We start from the raw sequence: 14,588 nt of genomic DNA on the forward strand, positions 1-14,588 counted from the left end.
TACGTTCTTTTCCCCCTCGCCCCTCCGGGGTGAGGGGAACGGATTACTCTTCGTTCTCAGACAGCTCGCGCAGATACTGGAAAATCAGGCGCGCAGACTTCGGCGGCTTATTCCCTTCTTTCTCTTTCTTCGCGTTTCGGATCAAGGAACGCAGCTGCTGGCGGTCGGCATCCGGCCACAGGTTCAGCACTTCTGGTACGGCGTCATCACCCTGTTCAATCAGACGATCGCGGATCTGCTCCAGCTTGTGGAACAGCGCAACCTGCTGGTTGTGGCGGTTTTTCAGCTTGTCCAGCGCCTGGCGGATCGGATCAACATCGCGCTGACGCAGCATTTTCCCGATAAGCTGAAGCTGGCGACGACGGCCTTCTTTTTTGATTTTCTGTGCCAGTTCAATGGCATCGCGCAGATCCTGGTCGAGCGGGATCTTATCCAGCGCGTTTTTACCCAGTTCTACCATTTCCGCGCCAAGCTGTTTTAACTCTTCGGCGTCACGTTTAATTTCACTTTTACTGACCCAGATGATCTCATCATCTTCGTCTTCGATGTCATCACCGGGAACGTCGTCGAGCCAGTCTTCGGGCTGCTTAGTCATGTCAGGCTCCTTAAAAAAAAGAGGCTAATGTTACCAGTTAAGACGCGCACTGAAAAACGGTTCTCTGTTAGACTTCAGTTAACTCTCTCTTACAGTATGGCATTTGCGATGAAAGTAACCTCACAAGTTGAAGCGCAGCGTAAGATTCTGGAAGAAGCCGTCTCCACCGCGCTGATGCTTGCTTCAGAAAAATCAGATGGCGCCGAAGTGGCGGTCAGCAAAACCACCGGCATTAGCGTGAGCACCCGCTATGGCGAAGTGGAGAATGTCGAATTTAACAGCGACGGCGCGCTGGGTATCACGGTATACCACCAGAATCGCAAAGGCAGTGCGTCCTCCACCGATCTCAGTCCGGATGCCATCGCCCGTACGGTGCAGGCCGCGCTGGATATCGCCCGCTACACCTCGCCGGATCCTTACGCCGGCGTGGCGGATAAAGATCTGCTGGCGTTTGACGCGCCGGATCTCGATCTTTTCCACCCGGCGGAAGTGACCCCGGACGAAGCCATTGAACTGGCCGCGCGCGCCGAGCAGGCGTCCCTGCAGGCCGACAAGCGCATCACCAATACCGAAGGCGGCAGCTTTAACAGCCACTACGGCATCAAAGTCTTTGGCAACAGCCACGGCATGCTGCAGGGCTATTGCTCTACCCGCCACTCGCTCTCCAGCTGCGTCATCGCCGAAGAGAACGGTGACATGGAGCGTGACTACGCCTACACCATTGGCCGCGCGCTGGGGGATTTGCAGTCTCCGGAGTGGGTAGGCAAAGAATGCGCTGAACGCACGCTGTCTCGCCTGTCGCCGCGTAAACTCTCCACCATGAAAGCGCCGGTGATTTTTGCCAATGAAGTGGCGACCGGTCTGTTTGGCCATCTGGTGGGCGCGATTGCGGGCGGCTCCGTTTACCGTAAATCAACCTTCCTGCTCGACTCGCTGGGCAAGCAGATCCTGCCGGAATGGCTGACCATCGAAGAACATCCGCACCTGCTGAAAGGGCTGGCCTCCACGCCGTTCGACAGCGAAGGCGTGCGCACCGAACGTCGTGACATCGTCAAAGACGGCGTGCTGACCCAGTGGCTGCTGACCAACTACTCTGCGCGCAAGCTGGGGCTGAAAAGCACCGGGCACGCGGGCGGCATTCACAACTGGCGCATTGCCGGACAGGGCCTCAACTTTGAGCAGATGTTGAAGGAGATGGGCACCGGTCTGGTGGTGACCGAGCTGATGGGTCAGGGCGTCAGCGGCATCACCGGAGACTACTCTCGCGGTGCGGCGGGCTTCTGGGTGGAAAACGGTGAAATCCAGTATCCGGTGAGCGAAATTACCATCGCTGGCAATCTGAAGGATATGTGGCGCAATATCGTTACGGTCGGTAACGATATTGAAACACGCAGCAATATACAGTGTGGTTCTGTATTACTTCCGGAAATGAAAATCGCCGGACAATAGAGATAGCGTTTTGTTAATAATAAAAAAGGAAGTGAGCAATGCGTAAACATCTGTTAGCGATCGTCGCAGCTTCAACGCTGGTTCTTGGCTCTTCTGCGTTTGCTGCCGATCTTGAAGACGACATGGGCATCCTCGGTCAAAACCTGAAGGTGGTGCAGAAAACCGACAATGCGGCGGAAATGAAAGACGCGCTGACCAAAATGCGTGAAGCGGCGCTGGACGCCCAAAAAGCGACGCCGCCAAAGCTGGAAAGCAAAGCGGCAGACAGTGCAGAGATGAAAGACTACCGCCACGGCTTTGACGTGCTGGTCGGCCAGATCGACGGCGCGCTGAAGCTCGCTAACGAAGGCAAAGTGAAAGAGGCCCAGGCGGCGGCCGAGCAGTTTGTGACCACGCGCAATACGTACCACAAAAAGTATCGTTAATTGGGTGCCTGAGCTGTACGTCCTTCCCCGTATGCGGAGGCGCATGACGCGCCTCCGCATCCTTGCTCCCTACTGGCCGGAGCGACAATCCATCCGCGCTGTCACTTCAAGCGAGCCGTTTCGAAAACGGATTTCGCACAGTGTTTTCCTCGTCACCAGCGTTAAGATGATTATTGTCAAAGCAATAATCATCAAAACCCCGATACTTGGGTTTCTGCGTTTCATGGATGCCTCCTTGCTGTAAAGCGGGCGAGGTAGCGAACTCCACGGTCGTGACGTGTCGTTTCGAGCCCCCGCCCTGATTTTCTATCAGGCGGGGCTTTCCACTTTCCGTCCCATGCCTGAGACGGTCAGTCTCAAGCACCCGCCGCCACTCTACCCAATCCCCATAAGAAAACCTTATCCACGTCACATTTCTACGAGCCTGCTCGGAATCTTTTCCACTCTGCTTACCCGTTCGTTGCCGCGTAATAGCGTGATATTCATCACGCGAATACATTGATTTATCCAGATTCGGCGCATTTATGTGGCACAGATCACTGCTGCGGCTCGCCTTTCCACTTCGAAGTGGAAAACAACTCGCTACAAACCCGTCCCTCCCACCGTTAGTTTTAATCCAGAGCCATTAACGGGGTAAGACCAGTGATTAACGGAGCGGTAATGAACGACGTTGGGGAACAGGCGGTGCAAACAGATCAACTCGCAAACACCATGCTGCAGCAGGTCTATGTCCTGCTGGCCCGGAACAACATCATCCCCAATGCAGTACAGGAGCAGATGCTCACCTCCCACGTGCGCGCCATGGCGCACCGGTCCGTGACCGGCGAGCCGCTGCCGGAGGTTGAAGCAGAGCTGTTTGACGAAATTTCGCCGGATTCAATGCGGCTTGCCCGTGAAGTGGTCGCGCAGTTTGGCAACCTTCCTGATGAAGAAGCCTGGCTGCTCTCCGTTCACTTTGAAGTCGCAAAAGACAACCTTTAAGGAGCAACACATGGAACAGATTACAGTCGTGATTGGCGATCGCCTGGGTAAAGGTCAGAAAGTGGCTGCCGGTGTGGAAAAAGCAGGTGGACGCGCGGTTGTCGTACCGGGCATGGCGGCAGACATGAAGCTGGGCGACATGATGAAAGCGGAAAACGCCACCTTCGGCATCTCCTTCTGCGGCAGCGGCGGCGCGGGTGCCATCACCGCCCAGACCAAGTATGGCTACAAAGCCAAATACGGCATGCGTTCCGTGGAAGAGGGCGTGACCGCCATCAACGAAGGCTGCAACGTGCTGGGCTTTGGCTTTATGGATAAAGAAGAGCTTGGCGAGCGTCTGGTACAGGCGTGGCAGAAGAAATACGGCGCATAAGCATGAAAGAACAGTTCACAACCACGGTGAGAGTGAAGGGGAAGGGCGACGCCAAAGCGCGCGCCTTTGCCGACGCGCTCAACCACGTTCAGGCCGCGGTGATGAAAGCCTCACCGCATATCTTACTGCGTATTGAGCCACAGGATGTGCAGGTCGTTCAGGCGCAAGAAGCGGTGCGTAAAGAAGCGTTTCTGTTCTTCTTTCTGCGCCGGGAAAGACGCACCTACAGCGTGGAGCTGGATGTGACCGTCAACGTGACAGCCATCAATCTCGACCAGGTGGATTTCGTCACGCAACGCTGATTATTCATAAAAGGGCAGACTGATGTTCTTAATTATATTAATAAAATCGCTCATCATTGGCGGCCTGGTTGGCGTCGGTGTGGGCGCCGGGGCTGCACGCATGTTTCATGCGCCTACCACTCAGGGTATGGGCGCGTTTCGTACGTTGGGGGAACTGAACTCCTGTGAAGGGGATCCGGCGTCCCACTTCTCCTTTGGGTTAGGTTTCTTCTTTAACGCCTGGGCCTCTTCCGTGGCCGCAGGGGCTTTCACACAGGACGTTGACCACCGCATCATCCCGAACTGGGGTGCGGCTGCACTGATGATCAAAAACCGTAACGTCGGCGAAACGCTGCACGATCCCCGCAAAATGGCGATTGCCTGCGGCGTGATCGGCATGATCGTCGTGACCTTCCTTAACCTGACCGCCTCCTCCGTTCCCGCTGCGCTTCAGGTCACCGCCGTGAAGGTGCTGGTGCCGGCGGCAAACCTGCTGGTGAACACCGTGATGCCGGTGATCTTCTGGCTGGCGGCCATCGATGCGGGTAAAAAATCGGGCTTCTGGGCCACCATCTTCGGCGGCGCGGCGCAGCTGATTATGGGCAACGCCGTACCGGGCCTGGTGCTGGGGATCCTGATCGGGAAAGGCGTGGAAGAGAGCGGCTGGAACCACGTCACCAAAGTGATGATGGCGGCTATCGTCCTGCTCTTCGTGCTGAGCGGCTTCTTCCGCGGTTTCGACATGAAGATGATCGAATCCTTCCATCTGACCGTGCCGAACTGGCTCGACATGATCCACAACTCGCTCAGCGGTAAATAACAGGAGCCTCTAAATGGAACAGAATAAAGGTTTTTGGTATGCCGACTGGTCGTTCCCGATCTTCGTTGGCCTGCTCTCCTCCGGCGTGTTTGCCGGGACGCACATGTACTACCTCTACGGCATCGGCGCGTTTAACGAAGTGGCCTTCGTGGCGATGCTGAAAGCGGGCATTGATACCGGCGTTTACGGCGCGGTGGCGGCGTTTGGCGCGAGCTTCCTGTTCGCCCGTATTATCGAAGGGTCGCTGGTCGGTATTCTCGACATCGGCGGGGCGATCCAGACCGGCGTAGGTCTCGGCGTACCGGCGCTGCTGCTGGGCGCGGGGATCATGTTCCCGGTGACCAACTTTATTGCTTCGCTGATCACCGGCCTGGTGATTGGTCTGGCGATTGGCTACGTCATCATCCTGGCGCGTAAGTTCACCATCAACCAGAGCAACTCCACCTACGGCGCAGACGTGATGATGGGCGCGGGCAACGCCTCCGGTCGCTTCCTCGGGCCGCTGATTATCCTCAGCGCCATGACCGCCTCCATTCCAATCGGCGTCGGCTCGCTGGTGGGTGCGCTGCTGTTCTACATCTGGCAGAAGCCGATTACCGGTGGCGCTATCCTCGGCGCGATGATTCTGGGCTGGCTGTTCCCGGTTGCCCTTTAATACCCGCGGGCGCGCTGGCGCCCGCCTTATCAGGAGATCCTCATGTTTGATTTACTCCTGCGCCGTGCGCGCCTCACCGACGATACCCTGACCGATATCGCCATTCAGGACGGGAAAATCGCGGCGCTGGGCGAGATTAACGCGCCCGCGCATAAAACGGTTGAGCTGAACGGTGAAGTGTTCGTCAGCGCAGGCTGGATTGACTCCCACGTACACTGCTACCCGAATTCCCCGATTTACCACGACGAACCCGACAGCGTGGGCGTTGCCACCGGCGTCACCACCGTAGTGGACGCGGGCAGCACCGGCGCCGACGATGTGGACGATTTCTATGAGATCACCCGCAAGGCCTCCACTGAGGTTTTTGCTCTGCTGAACATCTCCCGCGTGGGGCTGATTGCCCAGAACGAGCTCGCCAATATGGCCAATGTTGATGCCGACGCGGTGAAGCAGGCGGTGAAGCGCCACCCTGATTTTATCGTCGGCCTGAAGGCGCGCATGAGCAGCAGCGTGGTCGGTGACAACGGCATCACGCCGCTGGCGCGCGCGAAAGCGATTCAGAAAGAGAACGGCGACCTGCCGCTGATGGTGCACATCGGCAACAACCCGCCAAATCTCGACGAAATCGCCGAACTCCTGAGTTCCGGCGACATCATTACCCACTGCTATAACGGCAAGCCTAACCGCATTCTGACGCCCTCGGGCGAGCTGCGCGCCTCCATATCCTCTGCCCTGAAGCGCGGCGTGCGTCTGGATGTGGGGCACGGCACGGCGAGCTTTAGCTTTGAGGTGGCAAAACGCGCTATCGCGATGGGCATTCTGCCGCACACCATCAGCTCAGATATCTACTGCCGCAACCGCATCAACGGCCCGGTAGGCTCGCTGGCAAGCGTGATGTCGAAGTTTCTCGCCATCGGCATGTCATTGCCGCAGGTGATTGACTGCGTCACGGCGAACGCCGCCGACGGTCTGCGCCTGACGCGCAAGGGCCGCATTCAGCCGGGTCTCGACGCCGACCTGACGCTATTCATCCTCAAACGTCAGCCGACGGTGCTGACGGATGCCGAAAAAGACAGCCTGCAGGCTGAACACATTCTGGTGCCGCTTGCCGCGATCCGCGCGGGCAAGGGCTACATGACCGAACAAGGGAGCACGGAAAATGCCTTCGATTTATGAGAAGTACCATTTAAAGCAGGTTATCAACACCTCTGGCCGCATGACGGCGCTGGGCGTCTCTACGCCGCGCCCGGAGGTGGTGCAGGCGGCGATGGACGGCATGAATCACTATTTCGAGATGAAGGATCTGGTCAATAAAACCGGGGAGTACATCGCGAAGCTGCTGAATGTGGAAGGGGCGACGGTCGTCTCCTGCGCGTCGGCGGGCATTGCCCAGTCCGTGGCGGCGGTGCTGGTCAAAGACAGCGACTGGCTGCTGGAAAATCTGCACGTTACCCCAATTGAGAACAACGAAATCGTCCTGCCGAAAGGCCACAACGTGAACTTTGGCGCGCCGGTGGGCACCATGGTCGCGCTGGGCGGCGGCAGGCTGGTGGAGGCTGGCTACGCCAACGAATGTTCCGCCGATCAGCTGGCGGCGGCGATCACCCCGCGCACGGCGGCGATCCTCTATATCAAATCTCACCACTGCGTGCAGAAAAGCATGCTCAGCGTCGAGCAGGCGGCCGTTGTTGCGCGTAAACACGACTTGCCGCTCATCGTCGATGCCGCGGCGGAAGAAGATCTGCATGTTTACTACCGCTCCGGCGCGGACCTGGTGATCTACAGCGGCGCGAAGGCGATCGAAGGCCCAACCAGCGGGCTGGTGATCGGCAAAACCCAGTACATTGAGTGGGTCAAACGCCAGACGGCGGGCATTGGCCGTGCCATGAAGGTGGGTAAAGAGGGCATTCTTGGCCTGACCTGCGCCATCGAACACTATCTGACGGCCACCAAAGAGAGCGGCGCCGAGATGGTGGCGAAAATGACGCCGTTTATCGAGGCGCTCAACACCCTGAACGGTGTGACCGCGCGCGTGGTCTGGGACAGCGCCGGACGCGACATCGCCCGCACCGAGATTAAATTTGACGAAGCCACCACCGGCGTCGGCACGGGTGACCTGGTGGCGAAGCTGAAGCAGGGCGAATACGCCATTTACTTCCGTGGCTACAAGGCCAACGAAGGGATTATCGAAGCGGATGTGCGCAGCGTGAATGCTGATCAGCTGAACATCGTGTACCGCCGCATTAGCGAAGTGTTAGGACAGGAGAAAAACGCATGAAACTGACCCCCAACTTTTACCGTGACCGCGTCTGTCTGAACGTGCTGGCAGGGTCGAAAGCCAACGCCAGCGCCATCTACGAGGCTGCGGAAGGTCATGTGCTGGTGGGCGTGCTCTCCAAAAATTACCCGGACGTGGCCAGCGCGGTAGCGGATATGCGCGAGTACGCGGCGCTGATTGATAACGCGCTCTCCGTTGGGCTGGGCGCGGGCGACCCGAACCAGTCGGCGATGGTGAGCGAGATCTCCCGTCAGGTGCAGCCGCAGCACGTCAACCAGGTCTTTACCGGCGTGGCTACCAGCCGCGCGCTGCTGGGGCAGAACGAGTCCGTGGTCAACGGTCTGGTCTCCCCGACCGGCACCGTCGGAATGGTGAAAATCTCCACCGGCCCGCTGAGCAGCGCAGCGCCGGACGGCATCGTGCCGGTTGAAACGGCGATTGCCCTGCTGAAAGATTTCGGCGGCAGCTCTATCAAATACTTCCCGATGGGCGGCCTGAAGTGCCGTGACGAGTACAAAGCGGTGGCGGAAGCCTGCGCCCGTCACGACTTCTGGCTGGAGCCGACCGGAGGTATCGATCTGGAAAACTATGAGGAGATCCTGCAGATCGCCCTCGACGCGGGCGTGAGCAAAATCATCCCGCATATCTACAGCTCGATTATCGACAAAGCCAGCGGTGATACGCGTCCGGAAGATGTGCGTACCCTGCTGGCGATGACGAAGAAGCTGGTGAAGTAGAACTCACATATATACAGGAGCCACCATGCACACCCGTACCTTGCTTGTCGCTTCACTCTCAATGCTCGCCACCGCCGCTGTCGCCCAGACGCAATATGCCTGGGTGGGTACCTATAATCCGAACGGTGAAGGGTTGTACCGTTTTACTGTTAACCCGCAAACCGGCGCGCTGAACGATAAAACGCTGGTGAGCAAACTGCCGAATGCGGCGCAGTTGACCCTTTCACAGGACGGCAAAACGCTGTATCTGGCAAGTGAAGTGGAGCAGGGCGTGGTGCAGGCGCTGCGCGTCGGCGATAACGGTGAGCTGAGCGAGCTCAATCAGGTGGCCTCCGGCGGTGCCGGGCCGGTGTATCTCTCCCTGACGCCGAACGGCCAGCATCTGCTGGTGGCGAACTATGTCAGCGGCTCAATTGCCGTTTTACCCGTCAACGCAGACGGCAGCCTGGGTGAAGCCACGGACAAACATCAGGATCAAGGCGAACCGGGCGCGGTGAAGCCCGAAGCTGCTGCGGAGGGCAGTTTCGCGATCAGCGATCATAACGGCCCCCATGCGCACATGATCGCCGCCGATCCAAGCGGGAAATACGTGTTTTCCACCGATCTGGGGCTGGATCGCATCTATCAGTACCGTTTTGACGATCGGACAGGAAAGCTGACGCCGAACGATCCGCCGTTTATCAGCGCCTCCTCGAAAGGCGCCGGGCCGCGCCACTTTGTCTTTACGCCGAAGGGCGATGCCCTGTGGTTGATTAACGAAGAGGCGTCGACGCTCACCCGGTATACCGTGAACGCCAACGGCACCCTGAAAGAGGATAAAACGGTCTCTGCTCTGCCGGAAGGTTACAAAGGCACCAGCTTTGCTGCCGGGCTCGCATTAAGCGCCGATGGTAAGCAACTGTATGTGGCTAACCGTTTGCATAACAGCATCGGGCACTTTACCGTAACAGCAGAGGGCACGCTGACGCATCAGGATGACGTGTGGACGCGTGGTGATTATCCCCGCACCCTGACGCTCGATAAGCAGGGACGCTGGCTGTACGTCATGAACCAGCGCAGCGACAACATTACCCGTTTCCGCGTGGCGCAGGACGGGAAATTGAGCTTCGAACCGGACTATACCCCGGTCGGCAGCCCATCCCAGATGGTCATTTCACCTTAAGCTGTTAGAGGACAACGACGTGCGATTTCCGAACCAACGTTTAGCGCAACTTTTCGATCTGTTGCAAAACGAGACGCTGCCGCAGGACGAGCTGGCGCAGCGGCTGTCGGTCTCCACGCGAACCGTCCGTGCGGATATCACCGCCCTGAACGCGCTGCTGGCCAGCCACGGCGCGCAGTTTATCCTGAGCCGGGGCAACGGCTACCAGCTCAAAATTGAGGATGCCGAGCGCTATCAGCAGCTTCAGGCATCCCACCCGCGCGCGCTGCGTATCCCACGGACCGGGCCGGAGCGCGTGCATTATCTGGTGGTGCGTTTTCTCACCTCGGCGTTTTCGCTTAAGCTGGAGGATCTGGCGGACGAGTGGTTCGTCAGCCGCGCCACGCTGCAAAGCGACATGGCGGAGGTACGCGAGTGGTTTCATCGTTACAACCTGACGCTGGAAACCCGTCCGCGCCATGGGATGAAGCTGTTTGGCAGCGAGATGTCGACCCGCGCGTGCCTGACCGATCTGCTCTGGGAGCTGGCGCAGCAGGACAGCCTGAACCCGCTGGTAACCGACGTGGCGCTCAATGCGGGCGTGGTGGAGCAGATGGTGCCGGTGCTGCACGACGCCTTGACGCGTCATCACATTCGCCTGACCGATGAAGGCGAGCTGTTCCTGCGCCTGTACTGCGCGGTGTCGGTACGTCGCATCAGCGAAGGTTACCCGCTGCCGGAATTCCATGCCGAAGACGTGGAAGAGAACGTGCGCGAGGCGGCGAAGGATATCGCGGTGACCATCCAGCAGCTGGCCGGCAAAACGCTTTCGCCGTCGGAGGAGAGCTGGCTGTGCGTGCACATTGCGGCGCGGCAGATCCAGGAGATCGCGCCCAGCGCGATTAATGCCGATGACGATGAAGCGCTGGTCAACTACATCCTGCGCTACATCAACACCCACTATAACTACAACCTGCTTAGCGACGCGCAGCTGCACGCGGATCTGCTGACGCATATTAAAACCATGATCACCCGCGTGCGGTATCAAATCATGATCCCCAATCCGCTGCTGGATAACATCAAGCAGCACTACCCGATGGCGTGGGACATGACGCTGGCCGCGGTGTCGAGCTGGGGCAAATACACGCCGTATGTGATCAGCGAAAACGAGATTGGTTTCCTGGTGCTGCATATTGGCGTCGGGCTGGAGCGCCACTACAACATTGGCTACCAGCGTCAGCCGCGCGTGCTGCTGGTATGCGACGCCGGTAACGCGATGGTGCGCATGATTGAGGCGGTGCTGCAGCGTAAATACCCGCAGATTGAGGTGACGCGCACGCTCACCCTGCGCGAGTACGAGCTGGCGGAAACGATTGGCGAAGACTTTGTGATCGCCACCGCCCGCGTCAGCGAAAAGTCAAAACCGGTGGTGATGATCGCCCCGTTCCCGACCGACTATCAGTTAGAACAGATTGGCAAACTGGTGCTGGTGGACCGCACCCGCCCGTGGATGCTGGATAAATACTTCGACGCGGCCCACTTCCGCATTATCGACAAGCCGATCGATCAGCAGACGCTGTTCCGCGAGCTGTGTGAACAGCTTGAGGCCGAAGGCTTTGTTGGCGCGGAGTTTCTGGATTCGGTTGTTGAGCGTGAAGCTATCGTCAGTACCATGCTCGGCGACGGCATCGCGCTGCCGCACTCCCTCGGCCTGCTGGCGCAGAAAACGGTGGTCTACACCGTGCTGGCTCCGCACGGCGTGCAGTGGGGCGACGAAACCGCGCACGTCATCTTCCTGCTTGCCATCAGCAAAAGCGAATACGAAGAGGCGATGGCGATTTACGATATCTTCGTCACCTTCCTGCGCGAGCGGGCGATGTCACGTCTCTGTAGCTGCGAGGATTTTGCCGGGTTTAAGGCGGTGGCGATGGAGAGTTTGAGTCGTTTTTGAGATAAGGGCGGATGGATAACATCCGCCTTTGATCAACGCAAATGATGCACAACCTGGTTGCTGCTGCCGCGCCAGATGAGCGCCGGGTCTTTTAAATCCTGCATGAACTTGCCGTCGACCAGCACGTTAATCAGATCCACGACTTCCATTTGCTGCGCGTTCAGCTCATCCAGCTTGTAGCCTGTCCAGACCCAGATATCTTTTCCCGAGCACTCGCGGCGAATGCGCTTCACCAGTTTCAAAATATCCGGCACGTTTTGCGGATGCAGCGGATCGCCGCCGGAGAGCGAAATTCCCTGGCGGTGAATGCGCGTGTCGTTCAGGTCGCTGATGATTTTATCTTCCATCACCGCGGTGAACGGCTTGCCGGAATTCAGGCGCCAGGTGCTTTTGTTGTAGCAGCCGGGGCATTCGTGGACGCAGCCTGAGACGAACAGGGTGCAGCGGGTGCCGGGGCCGTTGACGATGTCGACGGGGTAGTACTGGTGATAGTTCATCGCGAATAACCACGCCGGGTGGCGCTGCGCTTACCCGGCCTACAAAAGAGAGCGGTCCGTAGGCCCGGTAAGCGCAGCGCCACCGGGCATTACCGTGGCAGCGGATTAACCGATCTGTCCATTCCCCAGATGCTTCACGCGGCGCTTCACCTCTTCCTGTTTGCCAGCGTTAAACGGACGGGCGTCCGGGCTGCCGAGATAGCCGCACACGCGGCGGGTCACGGAGACGCGAGCCGCATCGTGGTTGCCGCATTTCGGGCAGGTAAAGCCTTTACTCGTACATTCAAACTCGCCGGTAAAGCCGCACTCGTAGCACTCGTCGATAGGCGTGTTGGTCCCGTAATACGGCACGTGCTGGTAGCTGTAATCCCACACGTCCTCCAGCGCCTTCAGGTTGTGCTGAATGTTCGGGTACTCGCCGTAGCAGATGAAGCCGCCGCTGGCGATCGGCGGATACGCCGCTTCGAAGTCGATCTTGTCGTACGGGTTCACCTTCTTCTCCACGTCGAGGTGGAAGCTGTTGGTGTAGTAACCTTTGTCGGTCACACCTTCCACAATCCCGAACTCGGCGGTGTCCAGACGGCAGAAACGGTCGCACAGGTTCTCGCTTGGGGTGCTATACAGGCTGAACCCGTAGCCGGTTTCCTCTTTCCACTGGTCTACCGCGTCGCGCAGGCGCTGAACGATGGCGATGCCTTTCTCACGCAGGGCTTCGCTGTCGTACATGTGCGTATCGCCAAACAGCGCGTTGATGGTTTCGTGAATGCCGATATAGCCCAGTGAAATCGACGCGCGACCGTTTTTGAAGATCTCAGACACGTCGTCGTCCGCCTTCAGGCGCACGCCGCAGGCCCCTTCCATATAGAGGATCGGCGCGACGCGGGCTTTGACCCCTTCCAGACGGGCAATACGGGTCATCAGCGCCTTACGCGCGAGCTGCAGGCGCTCGTCCAGCAGCGCCCAGAAGGCGTCTTCATTGCCTTTCGCTTCCAGCGCGATGCGCGGCAGGTTGAGGCTGATCACGCCGAGGTTGTTGCGCCCGTCGTGGATCTGCTCGCCGTTTTCATCCTCGTACACGCCGAGGAAGCTGCGGCAGCCCATTGGCGTTTTAAACGAACCGGTGACCTTCACCACCTGATCGTAGTTCAGGATGTCCGGATACATGCGCTTGCTCGCACACTCCAGCGCCAGCTGTTTGATGTCATAGTTTGGATCGCCAAACTTGTGGTTCAGGCCGTCGCGAATCGCGAACACCAGTTTCGGGAACACCGCGGTCTTGCGGTTTTTGCCGAGGCCGGAAATACGGTTGCGCAGAATGGACTGCTGGATCAGACGCGATTCCCAGCTGGTGCCCAGGCCAAAGCCGAAGGTCACAAACGGCGTCTGGCCGTTGGCGGTGTGCAGCGTGTTTACCTCATATTCCAGCGACTGGAACGCGTCGTAGCACTCTTTTTCGGTGCGGGAGTGCGCGTAGCCGTCAGCGTCCGGAATGTGCCACTCGTCAGCCGTTTTACGGTGCTTATTGAAGCTTGCCGTGACGAACGGAGCCAGCACTTCATCAATACGGTTAATGGTGGTGCCGCCGTAAATATGGCTGGCGACCTGGGCGATAATCTGCGCCGTGACCGCGGTGGCCGTGGAGATTGACTTAGGCGGTTCAATCTCGGCGTTGCCCATTTTAAAACCGTGGGTCAGCATGCCTTTCAGGTCGATCAGCATGCAGTTGAACATCGGGAAGAACGGCGAATAGTCGAGATCGTGGTAGTGAATTTCGCCGCGCTCGTGCGCCGAAACCACGTCGCGCGGCAGCAGATGCTGGCGGGCATAGTGTTTGGCGACGATACCGGCCAGCAGGTCGCGCTGGGTGGGGATCACTTTACTGTCTTTGTTGGCGTTTTCATTGAGCAGGGCGGAGTTGGTCTGCTCCACCAGGCCACGGATCTCCTGGTTCAGACGACCGCGCTTCTCGCGCTGCACGTCGCGATCGTGGCGGTACTCAATGTAGGCGCGCGCCAGCTGCTTGTAAGGTCCTGCCATCAGTTGGTTCTCAACCGCGGTCTGGATTTCGTTGATATCGACCTGGCTGCGTTCATTCATCTGGCTGCTAACGACTTCTGCGACGGTGGCGCAGTAATCTGCGTCATCGACTCCCGCTGCTTTAGCTGCACGCAGAATGGCTTCCTGGATGCGCTCTGATTTAAACGGCACTTTACAGCCATCACGTTTCATCACATGCGGTGTCATGATCACTCCATTTTTGAAAACAGGTTATCCACAGAGGTGGAGAAGTATTCACCGGACGCATTTCCCGCCAGGCCAAAGACTTCCCGCGTTCCCAGCTCGTGTTATCCACAATTCCGGCCAGCGTAAGCGCCGTCTTGTTGTTGGAATAGTAGACGATAAAT

At 58.4% G+C, this 14,588-nt stretch carries 16 protein-coding genes; 12 read left to right on the forward strand and 4 right to left on the reverse strand.

The genetic code is table 11. The features are described from left to right. Window positions 1-43: 43 nt before the first annotated feature. Window positions 44-595, reverse strand: coding sequence for a ribosome biogenesis factor YjgA (gene yjgA / locus LJA86_RS20215; protein WP_008501414.1), 552 nt, complete (start codon window positions 593-595; stop codon window positions 44-46). A 96-nt stretch (window positions 596-691) separates the two neighbouring features. Here yjgA and pmbA point away from each other — a divergent pair, with 96 nt between their 5' ends. Together pmbA and cybC are read left to right on the forward strand one after the other, a co-directional pair. Further along, window positions 692-2,044 (forward strand): metalloprotease PmbA, encoded by a 1,353-nt coding sequence (pmbA, locus tag LJA86_RS20220; RefSeq protein WP_032643854.1) that lies wholly within the window; start codon window positions 692-694, stop codon window positions 2,042-2,044. 38 nt (window positions 2,045-2,082) lie between these two features. Further along, a complete protein-coding gene (gene cybC, locus LJA86_RS20225; protein ID WP_008501412.1) occupies window positions 2,083-2,469 on the forward strand; it encodes a cytochrome b562 in 387 nt (128 codons plus the stop codon). Window positions 2,470-2,538: 69 nt separating this feature from the next. Here the strand turns inward: cybC and LJA86_RS20230 are convergent, their stop codons facing one another. Next, window positions 2,539-2,694, reverse strand: a complete 156-nt coding sequence (locus LJA86_RS20230; RefSeq protein ID WP_072061332.1) for a Hok/Gef family protein — start codon at window positions 2,692-2,694, stop codon at window positions 2,539-2,541. A gap of 417 nt (window positions 2,695-3,111) precedes the next feature. Between LJA86_RS20230 and LJA86_RS20235 the strand changes: the two genes are divergently transcribed. The 10 genes from LJA86_RS20235 to LJA86_RS20280 are packed head-to-tail and all read left to right on the forward strand — an operon-like array spanning window position 3,112 to window position 11,686. Then, window positions 3,112-3,450, forward strand: a complete 339-nt coding sequence (locus LJA86_RS20235) for a glycine dehydrogenase (RefSeq protein ID WP_229226638.1) — start codon at window positions 3,112-3,114, stop codon at window positions 3,448-3,450. A 10-nt stretch (window positions 3,451-3,460) separates the two neighbouring features. After that, window positions 3,461-3,823, forward strand: a complete 363-nt coding sequence (locus tag LJA86_RS20240; RefSeq protein WP_010427372.1) for an SFCGS family glycine-rich protein — start codon at window positions 3,461-3,463, stop codon at window positions 3,821-3,823. 2 nt (window positions 3,824-3,825) lie between these two features. After that, window positions 3,826-4,125: a DUF4312 family protein gene (locus LJA86_RS20245; RefSeq protein ID WP_006810338.1), complete on the forward strand. Its 300-nt coding sequence runs from the start codon at window positions 3,826-3,828 to the stop codon at window positions 4,123-4,125. A 22-nt stretch (window positions 4,126-4,147) separates the two neighbouring features. Continuing rightward, the gene (locus LJA86_RS20250; protein WP_008501408.1) at window positions 4,148-4,924 is read left to right on the forward strand and encodes a DUF4311 domain-containing protein; all 777 of its coding nucleotides are present in this window, start codon (window positions 4,148-4,150) and stop codon (window positions 4,922-4,924) included. A 13-nt stretch (window positions 4,925-4,937) separates the two neighbouring features. After that, a complete protein-coding gene (locus tag LJA86_RS20255; RefSeq protein ID WP_003856081.1) occupies window positions 4,938-5,579 on the forward strand; it encodes a DUF4310 family protein in 642 nt (213 codons plus the stop codon). A 42-nt stretch (window positions 5,580-5,621) separates the two neighbouring features. After that, window positions 5,622-6,755, forward strand: a complete 1,134-nt coding sequence (locus tag LJA86_RS20260) for an amidohydrolase/deacetylase family metallohydrolase (RefSeq protein ID WP_229226639.1) — start codon at window positions 5,622-5,624, stop codon at window positions 6,753-6,755. Then, window positions 6,739-7,857 carry a DgaE family pyridoxal phosphate-dependent ammonia lyase gene (locus tag LJA86_RS20265; protein ID WP_229226640.1) on the forward strand — a complete coding sequence of 373 codons (1,119 nt, stop codon included), beginning with the start codon at window positions 6,739-6,741 and terminating at the stop codon, window positions 7,855-7,857. The genes LJA86_RS20260 and LJA86_RS20265 overlap by 17 nt, the downstream gene beginning before the upstream one ends. After that, on the forward strand, window positions 7,854-8,594 hold the full coding sequence (dagF, locus tag LJA86_RS20270; protein WP_024907273.1) for a 2-dehydro-3-deoxy-phosphogluconate aldolase: 741 nt from the start codon (window positions 7,854-7,856) through the stop codon (window positions 8,592-8,594). Before LJA86_RS20265 ends, dagF begins: the two co-directional genes overlap by 4 nt. Window positions 8,595-8,619: 25 nt before the next feature. Further along, window positions 8,620-9,756, forward strand: coding sequence for a lactonase family protein (locus LJA86_RS20275; protein ID WP_229226641.1), 1,137 nt, complete (start codon window positions 8,620-8,622; stop codon window positions 9,754-9,756). Window positions 9,757-9,775: 19 nt separating this feature from the next. Then, window positions 9,776-11,686 (forward strand): BglG family transcription antiterminator, encoded by a 1,911-nt coding sequence (locus LJA86_RS20280; RefSeq protein ID WP_229226642.1) that lies wholly within the window; start codon window positions 9,776-9,778, stop codon window positions 11,684-11,686. A 32-nt stretch (window positions 11,687-11,718) separates the two neighbouring features. On the opposite strand, the gene nrdG is transcribed toward LJA86_RS20280, so the two are convergent. Then, window positions 11,719-12,183 (reverse strand): anaerobic ribonucleoside-triphosphate reductase-activating protein, encoded by a 465-nt coding sequence (gene nrdG / locus LJA86_RS20285; protein WP_229226643.1) that lies wholly within the window; start codon window positions 12,181-12,183, stop codon window positions 11,719-11,721. A gap of 105 nt (window positions 12,184-12,288) precedes the next feature. Further along, the gene (gene nrdD / locus LJA86_RS20290; protein WP_063622677.1) at window positions 12,289-14,427 is read right to left on the reverse strand and encodes an anaerobic ribonucleoside-triphosphate reductase; all 2,139 of its coding nucleotides are present in this window, start codon (window positions 14,425-14,427) and stop codon (window positions 12,289-12,291) included. Between the last annotated feature and the right edge of the window lie 161 nt (window positions 14,428-14,588).

The sequence above is a fragment of the Enterobacter sp. TCD1-1 genome, assembly GCF_020567405.1.
In the GTDB taxonomy this organism is placed as follows: domain Bacteria; phylum Pseudomonadota; class Gammaproteobacteria; order Enterobacterales; family Enterobacteriaceae; genus Enterobacter; species Enterobacter quasiroggenkampii.

Coding starts and splice junctions, on each gene's coding strand:
- yjgA (WP_008501414.1), bottom strand. CDS start 595: ATGACTAAGCAGCCCGAAGACTGGCTCGACGACGTTCCCGGTGATGAC.
- pmbA (WP_032643854.1), top strand. CDS start 692: ATGGCATTTGCGATGAAAGTAACCTCACAAGTTGAAGCGCAGCGTAAG.
- cybC (WP_008501412.1), top strand. CDS start 2,083: ATGCGTAAACATCTGTTAGCGATCGTCGCAGCTTCAACGCTGGTTCTT.
- LJA86_RS20230 (WP_072061332.1), bottom strand. CDS start 2,694: ATGAAACGCAGAAACCCAAGTATCGGGGTTTTGATGATTATTGCTTTG.
- LJA86_RS20240 (WP_010427372.1), top strand. CDS start 3,461: ATGGAACAGATTACAGTCGTGATTGGCGATCGCCTGGGTAAAGGTCAG.
- LJA86_RS20245 (WP_006810338.1), top strand. CDS start 3,826: ATGAAAGAACAGTTCACAACCACGGTGAGAGTGAAGGGGAAGGGCGAC.
- LJA86_RS20250 (WP_008501408.1), top strand. CDS start 4,148: ATGTTCTTAATTATATTAATAAAATCGCTCATCATTGGCGGCCTGGTT.
- LJA86_RS20255 (WP_003856081.1), top strand. CDS start 4,938: ATGGAACAGAATAAAGGTTTTTGGTATGCCGACTGGTCGTTCCCGATC.
- LJA86_RS20260 (WP_229226639.1), top strand. CDS start 5,622: ATGTTTGATTTACTCCTGCGCCGTGCGCGCCTCACCGACGATACCCTG.
- LJA86_RS20265 (WP_229226640.1), top strand. CDS start 6,739: ATGCCTTCGATTTATGAGAAGTACCATTTAAAGCAGGTTATCAACACC.
- dagF (WP_024907273.1), top strand. CDS start 7,854: ATGAAACTGACCCCCAACTTTTACCGTGACCGCGTCTGTCTGAACGTG.
- LJA86_RS20275 (WP_229226641.1), top strand. CDS start 8,620: ATGCACACCCGTACCTTGCTTGTCGCTTCACTCTCAATGCTCGCCACC.
- nrdG (WP_229226643.1), bottom strand. CDS start 12,183: ATGAACTATCACCAGTACTACCCCGTCGACATCGTCAACGGCCCCGGC.
- nrdD (WP_063622677.1), bottom strand. CDS start 14,427: ATGACACCGCATGTGATGAAACGTGATGGCTGTAAAGTGCCGTTTAAA.